Below are 19,233 nucleotides of genomic sequence, written 5' to 3'. Positions count from 1 at the left end.
GGTGGACAAGCGGCTGAAGGTCCACGGTCTCGACGGTTTGCGCATCGTCGATGCGTCGATTTTTCCGAACGTCACCAGCGGTAATACCCACGCGGCGGTACTGATGGTGGCGGAGAAGGGCGCCGATATGATTTTGCAGGACGCCTGATTTCGTTGCCTGACTTTATCGAAAATAGATCTCCACCAAGTCCGTTACTCATGCGTGGTAGCGGACTTGAGCGGGTAAATTATTTTGGAATACCTCCCTTTCTTGCTCTTGATACCCCCAAAAAACAACTCCAGAATTAAATCCATTCCTGCTTCAGGAATAGAAGAAACTCCTTGTATTTCAATGGGTAGGACGCCAGATGCGAGTCTCGTTTCCCGCTCTAATTATTTTTATATAGGCTTCCATCGAAGGCAATACAGGTAATCGCAACGCTGGCAGTCAGCCGTCGGCACCGCGCCCTGTTTGTCGACGGGCAAAGGCACCACCTGAGCGCCGTTGTAGGCAAACACGTTGCGTGGGTCCATGAAACCCGGGTCCTCGAAGCCGATGCGCGCGCCGTCGCGCACCAGCAGCCGGGCCAGCAGGTAAAAGCTTTGCTGGCGGCCCAGGGTCAAGGGGTTTGGGTCAACAGCGAAGGCGATGCCTGCCACCCCAACCCAAGACTCTTGTGCAACGCTACGTAGTCCTTGAGCAATTGCGCCTGGCGCTGGATCAGGTCCTGTTGGGCGCTGTAGCGAGTGCGTTCGGCGTCCAGCCAGCCCAGCGCGGTGCTGGTGCCGGCGCGGTAGCGTTGCCGGGTCAACGTCGCGGCGCGGCTGGCCGAGGCTTCGACCTGGGCCTGGGCCACGATGTTCTGCCGATCGATGCCAAACCGCGAGAGGGCCACGTTGGCGTCGCGCAGGGCGGTCAGCACCACGGCGGCGTAATGGGCCTGGGCTTCATCGCGGCGGGCCTCGGCCTGACTGACGCGGGCAGCGTTGCGGCCAAAATCCAGTAGGTCCCATTGCAAATAGGGCACGCCCAGCCAGGCGAGGTTGTCCTTGCGCAGCAACGCGCCGCCGTCGGTGGCCGCCATGCTCAAGCTGCCGAACAGGCTGACCTTGGGGAAGGCCGCCGCGCGCTGCTGGCCGATGTTGGCGGTGTAGCCCGCCAGTTCGCGTTCGGCGGCGCGGATGTCAGGGCGCTGGCGCAGCAGCTGCGCCGGGTCGCCGATGGCCAGGTTCGCCGGCAGGTCGGGCAGTGGCCGCGGTGTGCTCAGCTGCGCGTCCAGGGCCGCCGGCGCCTGGCCGCACAGCAGCGCCAGTTGATCGAAGGATTCGAGCACCGCGCCATCCAGCGCGATGATCGCCGCGCGGGTCGTCTGCACCTGGGTCTGGATGCGCTCCAGGTCCAGTTGCGAGGCGGTGCCGCCGGCACGCCGCTGCTCGGTGAGTACCAGGGTCTGTTGCTCCAGTGCCTGGGACTGGCGGGCGAGGGCGGCGCGCTGTTGCTGGTCGCGCAGGCCGAGGTAATTGAGCGCCACTTCGGCGCTCAGTTGTACTTGGGCATCGGCCAGGTCGTGTTGCGCCGCTTGCGCCTGGGCCTCGGCGGCTTCGACGGCGCGGCGATTGGCGCCGAACAGGTCGAGTTCCCAACTGGCATCGAAGGCACCCAGGGCCAGGTTGGTGTCGGGGCTGTCGTTGGCAGAGCCGGCATGCAGGTAAGCGGCGCTCGCGCCCACTTTGGGAAGGCCCTGGCCGCGTTGCAAGGCTGCACCGGCGCGGGCCTGGCGAAGCTTGGCGAGGGTGACCTGCAAGGTCGGGCTGTCGCGCAGGGCGGTGTCGACCAATGCATCAAGCTGCTTGTCGTTCAAGCTCCGCCACCATGCGCTTGCCTGGGGTGCCGCGCTTGACAGGTCGGCGGGGGCGCGGGCGAAGCCTTGTTTGAGTGCCGCCGGGGCGACGCTGTCGGGGCCATGATAATCGGGGCCCAGGGTGCAGCCGGCCAGGAGTAGGCAGCCGAGGATGAGAGGGGTGGCGGCGTTGATGGATTTCATGGTGTCAGTGCCCTGCCGTCGGGGTGCCCGGGGTCGGCTTTTTCAGAAGGAGCGCCAAAGGAATGCACAGCAGCAGCAACAGGCTGAGCACATGGAAGGTTTCCGAGTAGGTCAAGACCAGCGCCTGCTGGGCGATCTGGTTGGCGAATTGAGCCAGGGCCTGCTGGCCGGCGTAAGCACCGTCGCCGTGCTGGGCGAAGAAGCCCTGGGCGATGTCGGTAAGATAGGTCTGGCCCACTTGGGAATTGGCTGTCACGGCTTCGCGCAGGCGGTCATCGTGCAACGCGTTGCGCTGTTCAATGAAAGTGCCCATCAACGCCAGGCCTACCGAGCCGCCGAGGTTGCGGGCCATGTTGTACAGGCCGGCGGCATCGCCCACCTGTTCGCGCGGCACCGAGCCCATCGACGCTTGATTGAGTGGCATCATCGCCATTATCTGGCCAAGGCCCAGCAGCAGCTGCGAGCGGGTGAAATCATGGCCGACGCTGGCGGCGGTCAGGCTGCTGGCGAACACGCAGCTGATCGTCAGGCAGGCCAGGCCGGTGGCTACCATCAGACGGGGGTCGACCCGGCCCACCAGGCGCGGCAGGAACGGCATCATCAAGAAGGCCGGCAAGCCCGACATCAGCATCACCGCACCGGACTGTTGGGCGTTGTAGCCAGGCACCAGGGCAAGGAACTGCGGCAGCAGATAAGCCACCCCGTACAGCCCGGCGCCGATCACAAAGACGATCACGATCACACTGGCAAAGGCCGGGTTCAACAGCAGCCGCAGGCGCACGATCGGCTCCCTGGCGAGCTTCTGTGCAAACAGCAGCATGATCGCGCCCGCCACGGCCAACAGGCTCAGCTCGATGATTAGCGTCGACTCGAACCAGCGTTCGCGGTGGCCTTCTTCCAGCACCACGGTCAGCGCGCTGAGGCCCAGGGTCAGACCGACGATGCCCAGCCAGTCAGCCTTGAAAAACGCCGGCCAATGCGCCCGGACCTTGGGCAAGCCGAGGTTGAGCAGCATCAGCAACACCGCGCACGGCCCCAGGTTGACGAAAAAGCACCAGCGCCAATCCAGGTTCTCGGTCAACCAACCGCCCAACACCGGCCCGAGCAACGGGCCGAGCAGCACGATCAGGCCGAACATCGTCATGCCGATGGGCATCTGGTGGGGCGGCAGGCGGGTGGCCACCAGCACTTGTGCGGTGGGGATCATCGCACCTCCCGTGAACCCTTGGCCCAAACGGCCGATGATCATCTGTGGCAGGCTTTGCGACAGCCCGCACAACACCGAGAACAGAGTGAACAACACGGCGTTGCCGATCAAAAAGTTGCGCAGTCCGAACACCCGGGTCAACCAGGCGGCGAGGGGGATCATGACGATCTCCGACATCAGGTAGGCCGTCGAGATCCAGGTGCCCTCGGTGCCGGTGGCGCCGATCTGCCCCTGGATCTGCGGCAGCGCGGCGTTGGTGATGGAGATGTCCAGGGTCGCCATCAGGGCGCCGAGGGCGCCGGCGGCCACGGCAATCCAGTCGCCGGCGCTGGCGTTGACATTGGCGGCGGGTGCCGCCGACGCGTTAGCCACGAGTGTCGACTTCGACGGTCACCGACAACCCCGGCAGCAGGTTGTCGCGCCACTGCGGGTCGGCCTGCAGCTGAATGCGCACGGGCACCCGCTGAACGATCTTGGTGAAGTTGCCGGTGGCGTTCTGCGCCGGCAATAGGGCGAACTGCGAACCAGTGCCCGGCGCCAGGCTGTCGACGCGGCCGTTAAGCACCACGCCGGGCAGGGCATCCACCATCACCGAGACCGCTTGGCCGGGGTGCATGGCGCCGATCTGCGTTTCCTTGAAGTTGGCGGTGATGTACAGCTGGTCGAGCGGCACCACGGTCATCAGCCGCGTACCGGGCTGCACGTATTGGCCCACGCGCACGCTGCGGTCGGCGACACGCCCGGCCAGGCTGCTGCGCACGATGGTGTCCTGCAGGTCCAGTTGCGACTTTCGCTGCTTGGCATCCGCGCCTTCGAACTGCGCGCGGGCCTGTTCAATGGTCGCTTGCAACGTCGCCAAGCGGTGTTCGGCTACCTGCACCTGGGCGGCACGGGCATTGCGGCGGGTGCTCGCCTGCTGCCAGGTATTGCGCAGCTGCGCCATGCGCTCCTCGGTTTCGGCGCCGGTGCGGGTTAGCGGTTCGTAACGTTTTATTTGCGCAGCGGCGTAGGCCTGGTTGGCGATTTCACCTTGCAGTTGCGCCTGAGCCTGGACGATGTCGGCGCGCTGCTGCGCAAGTTCGGCCTCGCCACGGGCAATGTCGGCCTTGCGTGCGGCCAGGCTGGCCGCCGCCTGGTCCTGGGCGGCCTGGAAGCTGCGGCTGTCGATGCGCACCAGCGGCTGGCCGACGCTGACACTCTGGTTATCGGTAACGTAGACCTCGGCCACCGAACCGCCCACCCGGGGCACCGCGGTCAGACTGTCGGCCTGCAGGTAAGCGTCATTGGTACTCTCAATGAAGCGTCCGGTGGTCCACCAGCGCCCGCCCCACAGGGCCAGGCCGAGTAGCCCGGCGATGCCGACGAGCCATATCAACTGGCGTTTACGGGTGCGCTGGGGTGGGGTGGCCAGCGCTGTTTCGTCAACAGCCAGTATCGCGGTCATGTCAGTCTCAATTTTTATCAGTTGATATAATTATTACGGTCGTTAAAATTATGTCAACTGATATATTTTAAGGCACACTGCCGTTCTGTCTTGCTCAGGAGTCGTCCATGTCCAGCCCCCCCCGGCGCCGTCCCACCAGTGACGGTGGTTACTCGTGCGGCGATGAAACCAGCGCCCGCATCATCGAGGCAGCCCTGAGCCTGTTCGGCGAAAAGGGCTTCGAAGGCGCGTCTACCCGCGACATTGCCGAGCGTGCCGGGGTCAACGCACCGGCGCTCAATTACTATTTCAAAAACAAGGAAGGGGTGTACCTGGCGTGCACCGAGCACATGGTGGCGTATATCTGGGCGAACCTGGCCGAGACGGTGGAGGGCGCCCAAGCGGTGCTGGATGGCGAGCCGGATGCGCCGGCACTGATCGACGCCTTCTGGGCCATCCAGTTGCGCACCGCTGAGTACATGCTGATGTCCACCGAGGCCCGCCCATGGCGTCAGCTGTATGCTCGCGAGCAGGCGGGGCTGGGGCCCACCTCCGGCATGGAGCGGGTCAGCGAACGCATCGGCAAGCCGATCATGGCGGTCAACACCGCGATCATCGCCCGGCTGCTGGGGCGCACGGTGGTTGACGATGAGTGCGCGATCCGCGCCATCACCCTGCATGGCCAGGCGCTGCCATTCCATCAAACCCGCAGCAGCACCCTGGACGCGCTGGGCTGGAAGACCCTCGACCGGGAACGCTTCGACCGCCTGATGAGCATCGTCCGCGAGCAGACGTTCAACCAGCTCAAGGCGTTGCGTGCGGACTGATTGGGCACCTCAGGCCTTGCCTTTCCACGGTACCAGGCACCTTTCCAGCCAGTGCATGCCCAGGTCGAACAGCAGGGCCATGGCGCCGATCAACATCAACAGTCTGGAGGTGATGCCGGTGACCCAGGCGTGGAATAACTGTGCGGTTGAGCGTGGCGGAGTGGCTTGAGGTTGTGGTTTAGCTCATGGTGTCACGAGGCGTACGCCGCGTGACGATAGGCCGTTTTCGACGCATGGTTCGCCGTGCGCATCAGCAACAGCACCGCGCCGATCACCGGCAGGTTCACCAGCAGCAGCGCATAACGCAGTGACTCCTGACCAAATAGCGGCAGCAACAGGTCGCTGAACAAGCCGGTGATCAGCGGGCCGACGCCGACCCCGAGCAGTGTACTGACGATGGTTTGCAAGGCCATGGCACTGCCGCGTCGACCCGGCGGCACCAGTTGGGTGACCAGGTTGTAGGACGGCGCGACCCACCACACGGTAAAGAACGAATAGAGCGCGCACCAGAGCATTGCGCTGGGAATCGGTACTCCACCGACGCGGATCAGCACGGCGTTGGACCAGAGCAGATAGGGAATCAGTGCACAGAGGGCCATCAGATGGCCCAGCACTGGAATGGAAGTTTGCCAGTGCGGGTGGCGGCGGCTCAGGCGGTCACTTAACCAACCGCTGAACAGGCCACCGATTCCCGCCGAGGTGCCGCAGATAACCCCGGCCAGCAACCCGGCGTGTTGCAGTGACAAGCCATGGGAGCGCACCAGGAAACTGGTGTTCCACATGCCGACGGCATAGGAGCTGAGCGTGGTCAGGCCGCCGGCGAGGATCAGGCAACGGTAGGCCGGCGACGCCCAAAGCTGGCGTGCTTCGGCACCCATGCCCAGCAGTGGAGATGGCGAGTGAGCGTGAGGTATGAGGTCCCAACGGCCCCGTTGCGGGTCGCGCACGATAAAGGCCAGGAGGGCGCTAAACACCAGCGCAGGCACGCCAAGGGCAATAAACCCACTGCGCCAGCCATAGTGCTCCACTACCCAGGCTCCGATGCCCAAACCGATGATCGAGGAAAAGGTCGGTGCGGCTGTAAAGCAACTGATAGCGAATGAACGCCGTTGCGGGGGATAGAGGTCAGCGATCATTGACAGCGAAGCCGAAGTCGTCGGCGATTCACTGACCGCCACCAGCATCCGCGCAATGGCCAGCGCCAGGAAACTTCCGGCCAGCCCGCAGGCCATTGTCGCCACGGCCCAGAGCAGGCACGACATGGCCAGCAGTCGTGTACGCGGCATGCGGTCCACCAGCCGTCCCGCCGGCAACCCCATGAGCGCATACACCGCCGCGAACGCCAGGCCGGAGATCAACCCCATGGCGGTATCGCTGACCCCGAACTCGGCTTTGATCGGTTCGATCATGACCGCGAGTATTTGTCGTCCGACAAAGTTGTCGGCAAATACCATGGCCAGCAGCAACAGCAAACCGTGGCTGACCCAGCCGACCCTGGCCGGCGGCAGCGGGCCCGGGCCCATGGTCATCGCGGTGCCCAGAGATCCGGCAAGCCGGGGTCACTCACGACAATCAGGCGCTTGAGCAAGACCTTCAATGCTTGTGCATCGGCGGCGCCGAGCTTGGCCGCGAAATCCTCTTCCACGGCCTTGGCCAGCGCCAGTTGATGCAGTGAAATCTCCCTGCCCTGGGCCGTGAGGACAAACCGCAGCGAATCGGCTGTGCCCTCGATCGCCACCAGGCGCTGGTGTTCGAGAAAACGCATGCTCGCCAAGGTGACTTCGCGGCCGGTGTAGGCCACGAAGGTATTGATTTCCTCAAGGCTCAAGTTGTCGCGTATGCACAATATCGACAGGATAAAAAACGCTAATTCGTCCAGTTGCTGATTACTCAGCATCTGGCGCAGCGCATTGAGCACCTGGTAATGGCCACGCCCCAACAGGTAACCGAGCAAGTCCTCGGTATAACTGCATTCAGGGGGCGGCGGCGTGGTGGCCAGACGCAGTTCACTGCGCGGCTTGCGGGTCGCCAGGGCATACTGGCCGCTCTGGAACGCCAGCGGCGCGCGGTCGCTGTGATCGAACGCGAGCACTTCACCGACAAAAATCACGTGGTCGCCGCCTTCATACTGGAACGCGGTGCGGCATTGAAAACGCGCCGTGCAGTCTTGCAGCAGCGGCGCCTCGCTGACGCCATTGTCCAACGGGATTTCAGAAAACTTGTCCTCGCCCTGGGTGGCGAAACGTCCCGACAGGGTTTCCTGTTCGGTGGACAGCACGTGGACGTTCCAGTGCTTGCCGCTGGTGAAGACCGGCAAGCTCCGGGCCTGCTTGGACAGGCTCCAGAGCACCAGTGGCGGATTGAGCGATACCGAGTTGAAACTGTTGGCCGTGATCCCCACGGGTGAGCCGTCTTCGGTCTGGGTGGTGATGATTGTGACCCCGGTGGTAAAGGTGCCGAGCGCGGCACGAAAAGCCTGGGGATCGAAACTGACGTTTTGTATTGCCATGACTGGCCTCATGGAGTGGGATTTTCGTAGGGCCAGTATTGGTCGCCACACGTTGTTAAACATCGTCTCAACGGACTAACAGATTTGCTCGATCCTCGTCCGATCGGACGAGGCGTCGTGAGGGGGGCAAGGCTAGGGTGGCGGCAAGCGCATCGGGCGCTTCCCGGCCATGGGGCCAGTACCAGCAAGGGGACACGAATGAGTTCAGTCACATCATCCGTCCAAGGGCTTGCCAGCCTGTTATCCCGGCAAAAAAGCGCATTCGCCAGCGCCGGTGCGGTGAGCGCCGACACCCGCCGACGTCGACTCCAGCAAGTCATCGATCTGTTGGTCCGCCACCATGGTGCGTTGACCGAGGCGATTGACCTGGATTTCGGCGGCCGGCCGGCCGGTTTTTCCCTGATGAATGACGTGTTGGGCGCCCTGGCTTCGCTCAAATATGCGCGCGACCATCTGCATGACTGGATGCAGGATGAACCGCGTGCGCCTTTCGCGCCTTACGATCAGCTCGGCGCCAAGGCGTGGGTGATGCACCAACCCAAGGGCACGGTGGGCATTCTCGGTACCTGGAATGCGCCGTTGTTTACCCTGTTCAGCCCCTTGGCCTCGGTGCTGGCGGCGGGCAACCGGGCCATCCTCAAGCCGTCGGACGTGGTGCCACGGACGGCCGAGTTGGTGGCGCAGCTGTGCGCTGAACACCTCGACCCGCTGGAGATTGCTGTCGTCACCGGCGAAGTGGAACTGGCCGAAGCCTTCAGCGCTCAGCCGTTTGACCACTTGGTGTACACCGGCAGTACCGCGACGGGGCGGTTGGTCATGCGCAACGCCGCACAGAACCTGGTGCCGGTGACGCTGGAACTGGGGGGTAAGTCGCCGGTCATCGTCACCGGCAGCGCCGACCTGAACAAAACCGCTTTCAGTATCGCCGTGGGGAAGGCCTGCAATGGCGGGCAGATCTGCGTCAATCCGGATCTGGTGTATGTGCCCAAGGCGCTGCTCGAACCCTTCCTTGAAGCACTGCGCGTGTCCTACAGCGAACTCAACCCAACGGTGGCCGGCAACCCGGATGTGGTGGCGGTGGTCAACCAGCGGCACCTGGACCGCGTCGAAGGTTACATACTGGATGCCCAGGCCCGCGGCGCACGTATCGAGTGCTTGCCCGAACCCCTGGCCGTGAACGCCCAGGATCGGCGCCGGCCCCTGCGCGTGGTGGTCGACCCGGCGCCGGACAGTGTGATCATGCGCGAAGAAATCTTCGGCCCTGCCATGGTCGTGCTCACCTACGAAGACCTCGACCACGTCATTGACGACATTAATGCGCGGCCACGCCCACTGGCCCTGTATTACTTCGGCGAAGACCCGCAAGAGCAGCGATACGTCCTGGAGCGCACGTTGTCTGGCGGGGTGACCGTCAACGACGTGATGATGCACCCGGCGATGCACGATGCGCCGTTCGGCGGCGTCGGCGCTTCCGGCATGGGCCATTACCATGGTCACGAAGGGTTTCTCGAGTTCAGCCACCAGCGCACGGTGTTCAAGGCGCCGGAGCATGACCCGCGCCGCGAATGGGGGCTCTTGCCGCCGTATGGCGAGCACTACCTGGCGGCCATGCTGGCCAGCGTGACTGCTGACTGACCGAGAGCGGGGCGCATCCCGCGCCCCGCCCGCTGCACGAGATAAGCCATTGTTTATGTTCAAGACAATCACTATCGCTCAGCGCTTGTGGCTATGGGCGCTGCTGGCGACTTTGTTGTTTGTACTGGCGGTCGGTTTTGGCGCGTATGGCCTGCAGCAGGCGCGCGACAGCTTGCGGGTCATAAACGAGGACAATCTGGCGACGCTGCTGATGTTTGGCGAGGTCCAGCACCGTCTCGATGAAAGTCGGCGCCAGGTCTTGCTCGCCATCCAGCAGGACCCCGAAGGTCCGTTGGTGGCGGCGTTCGACCGCCCCGTCGAAGCAACCCTGAGCGCTATCGAGACTAACAATCGGGCCCTTGGCGAGCTCTGGGCGCAGTATCGTCAACGCGCCCTGACCAGCGAAGAGCAACAGGCGGCCGACGCCTTCGCCAGCCATTACCAGGCATGGCACGACGAGTTGGACATCCTTCTCGAAACTTTTCGTGCCGGGGATTTTCGGCTGCCAGGCATTCTTTCATTTCTGCGCATGGCCGAGCCGCAAGGCAATGCTGCCGTGCTTGAGCTGGGCAAGTTGCAAGCGTTCCAGCAGGCTGAGGCCGAGCGAGCGTATGAGGCGGCGCAACAACGCTATCGCTCGACGGTGCTGGCTTACCTGGTGCTGGCCGTGCTGGGCGTGCTCGCGGGCAGCCTTACTGCGTTTTCCACCTTGACCCGGCTCAAGCGCGCCTTTGCCCAGGCCGGCGCCAGTGTGCGCGCCATCGCCAGCGGCGACTTGTCGCAACCCATCGTGGTCACGGGCCATGACGAGTTTGCGCAGATGCTCGGCGACATCGCGGCGATGCACGATAGCCTGCACGGGCTGATCTCGCAAATGCGCGCGCTGGTACAGCGAGTCAGTTTCGAGGCTGCGCACATGGCCGAATCGGCGGAACTGGCCTCGTTGGCCACCCAGCAGCAAGCAGACGCGGTGCGCGGTATTTCCAGTGCGGTCGAGCATCTGTCGGGGTCGATCAGCGAAGTGGAAAACCATGTCGGGGTGTCGCGCAGTATCACTCAGCACTCGGCGGGGCGTTCGGGCAAGAGCGAGGGGTTTATCCGCGACATGGCCCAGGAGATGAACCGCATCAGCGACGTGATCAGCGACACCGCCGTGCATATTCGCCAGCTGGAAGGCTACTCTGGCGAGATCAGCCAGGTGCTCAATGTCATTCGCAGCATTGCCGAGCAAACCAATCTGCTGGCCCTGAACGCTGCCATCGAGGCCGCGCGGGCAGGCGAACAGGGCCGGGGGTTTGCCGTGGTCGCCGACGAGGTGCGGTTGTTGGCTCAGCGCACCGCCAGCTCGATTGGTGAGATCGATCTCACCGTGCAACGCATTCAAGAAGGCCCCCTGGCCGTGGTCGACGGCATGGGGCGGGTGGTCAGCCGCGTGCGCGACGGGGTCAGCCTGGCGCATGAGGCTGGTGACTCGGTGGCGCAGATTCGCAGTGGCACCGATGATGTGATCCGTAGCGTGGACACCATTGCCACGGTGATCACCGAGCAAGTGCGGGTGACGCGAGAAATGGTCGCGCGGGTCGAGAGTGTCTCGGCGGGCACCGGCGCGCTGTCGGCCAGCGCCGGTCGCAGTGCCGTCGCAGCGTCTGATCTGGAGCAACTGGCGCGGGCGCTGGATCAGTTGTCGGCCCGCTTCAATGTGGTTTGAATGCCCGGCCGGGATCAAGGCTGGCGGGGCAATCGCTGATTCATAAAACCGTTCAATCACCCTCATGACAATAACTGACAGGGCGCGACGATCACCATGAAAACCAACGAACACCCACCGATGACTGCCTCGACAACCACCTTGTCCAACGTACCGGAGACCGACTGGTCCCGGCGTAGTGTGCTCAAGGCCGGCGCCCTGGCCGCCGGTGTCGGACTCCTGGGGCGTTTTGCCGATGCCCGTGCGGCGGGTCTGTCGGCCAGTGACTACCAAGGGCTGGACGCCTGGACCATGAGCCAGGCAATCCGCAGCGGCGAGTTGCAATCCGAAGACCTGCTGGCGGCGGCGCTGGCTCGCTGCCAAGCGGTCAATCCCCGGGTCAAGGCGGTGAGCATGCTGCACGAGGCCTACGCCCGCGCGCTATTGTCCCAGCGCCGCTCCGCCGGCACTGAAACCCAAGGGGCACTGGCTGGCGTGCCGGTGTTGATCAAAGACCTCAATACTTACTTGCAAGGCACCTCGACCAGCAATGGTTGCCGGCTGTTCAAGGACGCCCCGGCAGCGCCCCGGACCAGCACCCTGATCAGCCGCTACGAGCGGGCCGGGGCCGTGCCCTTCGGCAAGACGACCTGTCCCGAGTTTGGCTTGACCACCACCACCGAATCCATGCTTTGGGGGCAGACGTGCAACCCGTGGAACCTGGCCATGAGCTCGGGTGGTTCCTCTGGTGGTGCGGCAGCGGCCGTGGCCGCCGGGATCGTACCCGTGGCCCATGCCACTGACGGTGGCGGCTCGATCCGCATTCCCGCCTCGTATTGCGGTCTGGTGGGGCTCAAGCCCAGCCGTTATCGCACACCGAGCGGGCCGGCGCATTTCGAAGGCTGGTTTGGCGCCAGTGTCGCCAACGTAGTCTCGCGCACGGTGCGCGATACCGCGCTGTTTCTCGATGCCGGCCAGGGCCATGAACCGGGTAGCGCTTACTGGTGTCCGCCATTGGCTCGGCCTTATGTCGAGGAGTTGCAGCGCGAGCCGGGCAAGTTGCGCGTGGCCGTGGTTCGCCAATCGTTGACCGGCGCGGCACTGGAACCGGCGATTGCCGCCACCCTGGAACAGACCATCAAGCAATTGCTGGGGCTGGGGCATGAAGTCGAAGAGCTGACGTTGAACATCGATCCACGCCAGCTGTTCGGTGCGCACGGCACGGTGATCGGCACCGCATTGCGCACCGCGATTCACGACCGCGAGCAGGTGTTGGGACGGGCCGCCACGGCGCAGGACCTGGAGAAAATCACCCTGGTCAACCTGGAACGCGCCCAGGCCACCACGGGTGAAGACCTGTATCGCGCCCGTCAGTCATTCGAAAGTATTGGCGCAACCATGGAGCAGTCATTCGAACGCTTCGACGTGATCCTGTCGCCGGTCACCGCCAACCTGACACCGCAACTGGGCCTGCTGACGCTGGACCAACCCTGGGACAGCTATGCCCATCACGCAATGGGCAGCGCCGGTTTCACCGTGTTGGCCAACGTCAGCGGCCAACCGGCCATCTCGTTGCCGCTGGGCCAGAGCGATAGCGGTCTGCCGGTGGGCATGATGTTCACCGCCCGCCTGGGTGGCGAAGACGGGCTGCTGCGCCTGGCCAGTCAACTGGAGCAGGATCGTCCCTGGGCCGCCAGGCGCGCCGTCCTCTAACAGCGCTTGCCTGGCCCTTTCGACCGGTTGTTCCAGCTTTTATGAGCAACCGGCATTGGGTCGGGTTACTAGTCCGCTTTGACGATGAGCCCGGCCAGTGCAGCCCCGATCATGGGCTGCACTCCGCCAGCGTTCCCGCAGCGTCATCGGCGGTTATTTCTGACCTCAGCTAATGGCATAACAACAATGACGGCTCAAGTTCAGTCTCAGACCCACTACGATGTGATTGTCGTTGGTTCGGGTGCAGGTGCAATGACTTCGGCGGTGTTCCTCGCCGACCAGGGTTTCAGCGTGCTGGTCGTGGAAAAAAGCGACAAGTACGGCGGCACCTCGGCGATCTCCGGCGGCGGTATCTGGATCCCCAACAACCACTATTTCGCCCACCTGAACGGCAACGACAGTTACGAAACAGCCTTGCGTTATCTGCAAGCCGCAGCGGGCGAACATGTCGATGAAACCCGACTGCGCACTTATCTGGACAACGCGCCCAAGATGATCGAAGAGCTAGCCCGGACCAGTCGGGTGCGCTACGCGGTGGCCGCCAAATACCCCGACTATTACCCGCACCTGCCGGGCGCGCTGGCCGGCGGCAGGACCCTGGATCCGGAGTTCTTCGATACCAGCCTGTTGGGCGACGAACTGGACAACCTGCGCAAACCTTCGCCGTCGACCTTGCTCATGGGATGCATCGCCTGGACCGCCCGCGATGCGCACAAGGTCATGGCGCGTGGTTTTGGCTGGCGCCTGCTGATCATGGGCCTGATGCTGCGTTACAAACTCGATTTCAAATGGCGCCGCAAAAGCAAGATCGACCGCCGAGCGTCCCTGGGCAGCTCGCTGGTGGCGTCACTCCGACGCTCGCTGATGGATCGCAACGTACCGCTGTGGCTCAACACCGATTTTTCTGGCCTGCTCACCGAGGGCGGGCGGGTCAGCGGAGTGACCGTGCGACGTGACGGCGCCGACCTGCAATTGCACGCGCGCCACGGGGTGATCCTGGCGTCCGGTGGTTTTGAACAGAACCAGGCACTGCGTGAAAAATACCTGCCGCAACCGACCCGCATGGCCTGGAGTGCGACCCCTCCGGGGAACAACACCGGTGCTGCGCTGGAAGCCGGGCTGGCTCAGGGCGCGGCCACTGCATTGATGGATTGGGCCTGGTGGGCGCCGACCATCGCCGTACCGGGCGAGGAAAAGCCTCGGGGGATCTTTGCCGAGCGCGCGTTCCCTGGCGCCATCGTGGTCAACAGCCTGGGTCAGCGCTTCGTCAACGAGGCCGCGCCGTACCTGGAATTCGTCGATGCCATGTACCGCGACAACGGGCTCACCGGCGGAAAATCGGTGCCGGCCTGGGTGATTTTCGATGGGCATTTCCGCTTCAACTATGCGATGGGGCCGTTGATGCCGGCGCAGATCATGCCTGACAGCCGCCTGCGCAAGGAGTGGTTGAACAGCCTGTACTGGAAGGCCGACACTCTGGCCGGGCTGGCCAGCCAGATCGGCGTCGATACCGCCGGTCTCGAAGCCACCGTGACCAAGGTCAATGACTATGCGCGCACGGGTGAAGACCTGGACTTCGCGCGCGGCGGCAACGTGTTCGACCGTTACTACGGCGACAGCAACATCAAGCCCAACCCGTGCCTGGCGCCCTTGCGCAAGGGTCCGTATTACGCCATGCGCCTGGATGCCGGAGACATCGGCACCAAGGGCGGCCTGCTGACCAACGAACATGCGCAAGTGGTCCGTGAAGACGGCGGCCCCATCGCTGGCCTGTACGCGATCGGCAACTGCTCGGCGTCGGTGATGGGCACCAGCTATCCGGGCGCGGGGGGCACGCTGGGACCTGCGATGACCTTCGCTTATGTCGCCGCCAACCACCTGGCCAGCCAGCGATAGGAGGGTGTATGGCGACGTTCGATGACAGTTTCTGCACGCCGATCCAGACACCCTTGCACGTCGCCGACAGCAGCGCGTTGCTGTGGGACGAGCACTGCGATGTGTTGATTATCGGCTGGGGCGCGGCAGGGGCATGCGCGGCACTGGAGGCCCGTGCCCAGGGTGCCGATGTGTTGATTGCCGACCGCTTTACCGGCGGCGGCGCCAGTGCCAAGAGTGGCGGGGTGGTGTACGCCGGTGGCGGCACCCGCCATCAGCAGGCGGCGGGTTTCAACGACACGCCCGAAGCGATGTGTGACTACCTCAAGCATGAAACCCAAAACGTGGTCAGCGACGAAACCCTGCGGCGCTTCTGCGTCGACAGCGTGAGCAACCTCGATTGGCTGGAAAGCCACGGTGCGCGGTACGGCCACCAGATGCCACCGGGCGGCAAGACCTCGTACCCGCCTGACGGTTACTTCCTCTATTACTCCGGCAACGAGCTGGTGCCGCAGCATGGCGGACCGCTGCCACCGGCGCCACGGGGCCATCGCACCGTGGGCAAAGGCCAGTGCGGCGCGGTGTTGTATGCCCACCTCAAGGCCGCGTGCTTGCGCGCCGGGGCTCGGCCATTGCTGCAAGCGGCGGCCAAACGCCTGGTGGTTGATTCGCAGGGACGAGTGGTGGGGGCCGAGATGTGGTGCATGCCGCCCGGGAGCCCGCAAGCGAAGTTGCATGCGCGCCTGGCTGCTCGCGCCGAGCGTTTGCAGAATTTCGCCGCAGGTTACTGCAAGACGCTGCGTCAGCGGATCGGCCAGCTCGAACGGGATTTCGCCCGGCCACGGCTGGTCCACGCCAGGAACGGGGTCATCCTCAGTACGGGCGGTTTCATGTTCAATAGCGAGCTGATCAAACAGCATGCACCGAAATTCCAGCGCAACTTCAAAGTCGCTGCCACAGGCTGTGACGGCAGCGGCCTGCGTCTGGGAACCAGCGTCGGTGGCCAGGGCGCCGGCCTGGAGCGGGTATCGGCCTGGCGTTTCATCAACCCGCCGTACAGTTGGCACAAGGGCATCGTGGTCAATCGCGAAGGCCGGCGTTTCTGCAACGAAGAAGTCTACGGCGCAACCCTGGGCCAGCCATTGATGGAGGAACAGGGTGGTAAAGCCTGGCTGGTGCTGGATGCACCGTTGCGCAAGAAGGCCATCCGTGAAGCATTGTTTGGTGGCTATTGGTGGTTTCAAAGCTTTCCCGCACTGGCCCTGATGTTGTTCAAGGTGCGCAAGGGCAAGCGCCTGAGCCAGCTGGCCACGACCACCGGGATGAACCCGACGGCATTGCGCGAATCGGTGCTGGCCGCCAATGCTGCGGCGCGTGGCGAGGCGCCCGAGCCTTTTGGCAAATCGCCGGGCGCACGCCATGTGCTCGACCAAGGGCCGTTTTATGCCTGCGACATTTCCGTGACCAATCCGGTCTTTCCACTGGGTGCCTTGACCTTGGGCGGGTTGCGTGTGGACGAGCGCAACGGCGCGGTGCTGGACGGGCAGGGGCAGGCGATATCCGGCCTGTACGCCGCAGGGCGCACCGCGCTGGGCATTCCTTCGCACCTCTACATCAGTGGTTTATCCCTGGCTGACTGCGTGTTCTCCGGACGTCGCGCTGGAGCGGCCGCCGCCCGGTTTATGGATCAACAGCTGCATCCGACCCTCGCACAAGAGACGACATAATGACGATCAACCACAACAACAAAGCCGGCCGGGTTCAAGGCAAGGTCGCACTGGTGACTGGCGGGGCCAAGGGCATCGGCCGGGCCAGCGCCCGTTTACTGGCAGCGGAAGGCGCCCAGGTGCTGATCAGCGACGTGGATGTCGCGGCAGGCGAGGCGCTGGTCGCTGAAATCGGTCCGGCCGCGACCTTTATCCGGCATGACGCCAGCAGTGAGAGCGATTGGCGACAGGTCATGGCCCACCTGCGCGAGCACCATGGACGCCTGGATATTCTGCTGAACAACGCCGGTATCCTGCTGCACGGAAGCATCGAGGACGCGAGTCTGGAAGACTGGCACAAGGTCATGCGGGTAAACGCCGACAGCGTGTTTCTCGGCTGTCGCGAAGGCATCGCGCTGATGAAGGACAGCGGTGGCTCGATCATCAATCTGTCGTCGGTAGCGGCCCTCGCCGGGCGTGACGATTACCTGGCCTACAGCGCTTCCAAGGGCGCAGTGGCCGCGCTGTCGCGTTCGGTGGCGGTGTTCTGCCGGCGTCGCAAATACCGGATTCGCTGCAACACCCTGCATCCGGACGGCGTCCTCACGGACATGACCAGCGGCGGTTTCCCCAAGGGGCTCGATCCGGCGCAGATGACCATCGACAGCGATCCGATGAACCGCATGTGCCTGCCCGAAGATGTCGCGGCGAGTGTGCTGTTTCTCGCCAGCGACGAATCGCGTGCGATCAATGGCGTCGAACTGCGCATCGACAGCGGGCAAATGGTCATGAGTATCTGATTCAACCCATATCGGTCGACATACCCCCGTAGGAGCCGGGCAATGCCCGCTCCCACGGGATCTCCATTGTTTTGGGAGATAGTGTTCTCAATGCCCCTCAAACTGAGCCGGACGCTTGTCGATAAACGCCTGCATGCCTTCCTTCTGATCCCGTGAGGCGAACAACAACGCATTGGCCTTGCGCTCCAGCGCCAGGCCGGCTTCCAGTGGCGCGTCCATGCCCGCCAGAATCACTTCCTTGATCTGCTCGGCGGCCAGGGCCGGCATCGCCGCGATGACACGCGCCAGTTCCAGGGCGTGGGCCTGCACCTGGTCATCGTCGACCAGGTCACTGATCAGTCCGGCGACCCAGGCTTCCTCGGCGCTGATCGGTTGGCCGGTGAGCGCCATGCGCATCGCCTTGACCTTGCCCACCGCGCGCACCAGCCGCTGGGTACCGCCGATGCCCGGCATGATGCCGATGCGGATTTCTGGTTGGCAGAAGCGGGCGCTGCGCCCGGCGACAATCAGGTCGGCATGCATCGCCAGTTCACAGCCGCCGCCATAGGCATAACCGCAGATCGCCGCAATCACCGGTTTGGGGCAGTGCTGGATCGGTCCCCAAACCCGCTCGGTGTGACGCTTGTAGATATCGATGGCGCCGACCCCGGCCATGCTGTTGATGTCGCCACCGGCCGCGAACACCTTGTCACCGCCCGTCAGCACGATGCAACGCACCTCGGGATCAGCCCCCAACTCACTGAAATGACGCGACAGCAGCGCCTGCAATTCCAGGCTCAAGGCATTGGTCGCCTGGGGGCGGTTGAGCCGCAACAGGGCCACGCCCGGCAGTGGGCGTTCGAGTAGAACCGGCGCAGCGGATGAGTCGGACATGGACAGCCTCAAAGACCAGACAACGTATGAATGACCGCCAGTGTCCAGTTCGCAAGGTTAAATTTTCATCGTCCGTTCAGACGTAGTTTGGCCCTGAGTTCGTCCCTAGAGTGACCCTTGTCAGTAGAAAAGGAGCACATGATGGAGCTGCATGCGGGTCTTGATTACAGCGGCAAGGTGGTGCTGGTCACCGGTGGCACCAAGGGCATCGGCGCCGGTATCGCGCTGGGGTTCCTGGCCGCGAACGCACGGGTGATCGTCTGTGCTCGACGCGAGCCTGAACAGGTGCCGACGCAGGGTGGCAAGAGCGCGACCTTCATTGCCGCCGATGTGCGTGACCACGATTCCCTGCAACGACTGTTCGCCAGCATCGAGCGCGACTTCGGGCGCCTCGATGTGGTGATCAACAACGCCGGTGGCAGCCCTGCCGCCGACGCAGCCACGGCCTCGCCCAGGTTTCATGAAAGCATCATCGGTTTGAATCTGATCGCGCCGCTCAACGTCGCCCAGCACGCCAACCGGCTGATGCAGGCACAAGCGCAGGGCGGTTGCATCGTGTTTATCGGCAGCATCAGTGCGCTGCGTTCCTCGCCAGGCACCGCCGCTTACGGCGCGGCCAAGGCCGGGGTGTTGGCGCTGGTGCAGTCGCTGGCGGTGGAGTGGGGGCCCAAGGTGCGAGTGGTCGCGGTCAGCCCCGGTCTGGTGTTGACCGAGCAGGCGCATCTGCACTACGGCTCCGAGGCCGGTATTGCCGCCGTCGCTGCCGGCATTCCGGCCGCACGCATGGCTGTGTCCGAAGATATCGCCAACGCCTGCCTGTACATCGCCTCACCACTGGCCAGTTACGCCAGCGGTTGCAACCTGCTGTTGCATGGCGGTGGCGAACGTCCGGCCTTTCTCGGGGCGGCCGCGCAGGTTCTGCCCACCTGATCGACCCGTGGCGGTGGCCGGGCT

16 protein-coding genes are annotated in these 19,233 nt (G+C 64.0%); 9 read left to right on the top strand and 7 right to left on the bottom strand.

The window, feature by feature from the left end; genetic code table 11:
• Positions 1 to 148 (top strand): GMC oxidoreductase (locus ACN1C3_RS30775; protein WP_419119494.1); only part of this gene is annotated, 148 nt, incomplete at its 5' end.
• Between the two features lie 230 nt (positions 149 to 378).
• Here the strand turns inward: ACN1C3_RS30775 and ACN1C3_RS30770 are convergent.
• The 4 genes from ACN1C3_RS30770 to ACN1C3_RS30755 are packed head-to-tail and all read right to left on the bottom strand — an operon-like array spanning position 379 to position 4,675.
• The gene (locus tag ACN1C3_RS30770) at positions 379 to 603 is read right to left on the bottom strand and encodes a hypothetical protein (RefSeq protein ID WP_419119491.1); all 225 of its coding nucleotides are present in this window, start codon (positions 601 to 603) and stop codon (positions 379 to 381) included.
• Positions 600 to 2,024 (bottom strand): efflux transporter outer membrane subunit, encoded by a 1,425-nt coding sequence (locus ACN1C3_RS30765; RefSeq protein WP_419119490.1) that lies wholly within the window; start codon positions 2,022 to 2,024, stop codon positions 600 to 602. Before ACN1C3_RS30765 ends, ACN1C3_RS30770 begins: the two co-directional genes overlap by 4 nt.
• A gap of 4 nt (positions 2,025 to 2,028) precedes the next feature.
• Positions 2,029 to 3,603, bottom strand: coding sequence for an MDR family MFS transporter (locus tag ACN1C3_RS30760; RefSeq protein ID WP_419119489.1), 1,575 nt, complete (start codon positions 3,601 to 3,603; stop codon positions 2,029 to 2,031).
• The gene (locus ACN1C3_RS30755) at positions 3,596 to 4,675 is read right to left on the bottom strand and encodes an HlyD family secretion protein (RefSeq protein WP_419119488.1); all 1,080 of its coding nucleotides are present in this window, start codon (positions 4,673 to 4,675) and stop codon (positions 3,596 to 3,598) included. The genes ACN1C3_RS30760 and ACN1C3_RS30755 overlap by 8 nt, the downstream gene beginning before the upstream one ends.
• 107 nt (positions 4,676 to 4,782) lie before the next feature.
• On the opposite strand from ACN1C3_RS30755, the gene ACN1C3_RS30750 reads away from it, so the two are divergent.
• Entirely contained in the window at positions 4,783 to 5,481 is a 699-nt protein-coding gene (locus ACN1C3_RS30750; RefSeq protein ID WP_419119487.1) for a CerR family C-terminal domain-containing protein, read from the top strand.
• Between the two features lie 191 nt (positions 5,482 to 5,672).
• Here the strand turns inward: ACN1C3_RS30750 and ACN1C3_RS30745 are convergent, their stop codons facing one another.
• Both ACN1C3_RS30745 and ACN1C3_RS30740 read right to left on the bottom strand, forming a co-directional pair.
• The gene (locus ACN1C3_RS30745; protein ID WP_419119486.1) at positions 5,673 to 7,010 is read right to left on the bottom strand and encodes a spinster family MFS transporter; all 1,338 of its coding nucleotides are present in this window, start codon (positions 7,008 to 7,010) and stop codon (positions 5,673 to 5,675) included.
• The gene (locus ACN1C3_RS30740) at positions 7,007 to 7,990 is read right to left on the bottom strand and encodes a flavin reductase (protein ID WP_419119485.1); all 984 of its coding nucleotides are present in this window, start codon (positions 7,988 to 7,990) and stop codon (positions 7,007 to 7,009) included. The genes ACN1C3_RS30745 and ACN1C3_RS30740 overlap by 4 nt, the downstream gene beginning before the upstream one ends.
• Before the next feature lie 198 nt (positions 7,991 to 8,188).
• Here ACN1C3_RS30740 and ACN1C3_RS30735 point away from each other — a divergent pair, with 198 nt between their 5' ends.
• The 6 genes from ACN1C3_RS30735 to ACN1C3_RS30710 all read left to right on the top strand — a co-directional run bounded on the left by ACN1C3_RS30735 (position 8,189) and on the right by ACN1C3_RS30710 (position 17,406).
• The gene (locus ACN1C3_RS30735) at positions 8,189 to 9,625 is read left to right on the top strand and encodes a coniferyl aldehyde dehydrogenase (protein ID WP_419119484.1); all 1,437 of its coding nucleotides are present in this window, start codon (positions 8,189 to 8,191) and stop codon (positions 9,623 to 9,625) included.
• A 55-nt stretch (positions 9,626 to 9,680) separates the two neighbouring features.
• Positions 9,681 to 11,333, top strand: a complete 1,653-nt coding sequence (locus ACN1C3_RS30730) for a methyl-accepting chemotaxis protein (RefSeq protein WP_419119483.1) — start codon at positions 9,681 to 9,683, stop codon at positions 11,331 to 11,333.
• Between the two features lie 120 nt (positions 11,334 to 11,453).
• Entirely contained in the window at positions 11,454 to 13,025 is a 1,572-nt protein-coding gene (locus ACN1C3_RS30725) for an amidase (RefSeq protein ID WP_419119493.1), read from the top strand.
• Positions 13,026 to 13,211: 186 nt separating this feature from the next.
• A complete protein-coding gene (locus tag ACN1C3_RS30720) occupies positions 13,212 to 14,921 on the top strand; it encodes an FAD-dependent oxidoreductase (protein ID WP_419119482.1) in 1,710 nt (569 codons plus the stop codon).
• Between the two features lie 8 nt (positions 14,922 to 14,929).
• Complete coding sequence (locus ACN1C3_RS30715; protein ID WP_419119481.1) at positions 14,930 to 16,627, top strand: FAD-binding protein; 1,698 nt, start codon at positions 14,930 to 14,932, stop codon at positions 16,625 to 16,627.
• Entirely contained in the window at positions 16,627 to 17,406 is a 780-nt protein-coding gene (locus tag ACN1C3_RS30710; protein WP_419119480.1) for an SDR family oxidoreductase, read from the top strand. Before ACN1C3_RS30715 ends, ACN1C3_RS30710 begins: the two co-directional genes overlap by 1 nt.
• 87 nt (positions 17,407 to 17,493) lie before the next feature.
• Here ACN1C3_RS30710 and ACN1C3_RS30705 read toward each other — a convergent pair whose 3' ends face one another.
• Positions 17,494 to 18,279 carry an enoyl-CoA hydratase gene (locus tag ACN1C3_RS30705; protein WP_419119478.1) on the bottom strand — a complete coding sequence of 262 codons (786 nt, stop codon included), beginning with the start codon at positions 18,277 to 18,279 and terminating at the stop codon, positions 17,494 to 17,496.
• A 141-nt stretch (positions 18,280 to 18,420) separates the two neighbouring features.
• Here ACN1C3_RS30705 and ACN1C3_RS30700 point away from each other — a divergent pair, with 141 nt between their 5' ends.
• Positions 18,421 to 19,209: an SDR family oxidoreductase gene (locus tag ACN1C3_RS30700; RefSeq protein WP_419119477.1), complete on the top strand. Its 789-nt coding sequence runs from the start codon at positions 18,421 to 18,423 to the stop codon at positions 19,207 to 19,209.
• The last annotated feature ends 24 nt before the right edge of the window (positions 19,210 to 19,233 follow it).

Source organism: Pseudomonas sp. H11T01 (genome assembly GCF_048515765.1).
Lineage (GTDB): Bacteria > Pseudomonadota > Gammaproteobacteria > Pseudomonadales > Pseudomonadaceae > Aquipseudomonas.
Note: the sequence above shows the minus strand (reverse complement) of the source record. Positions and strands in the feature narration are given on the sequence as shown.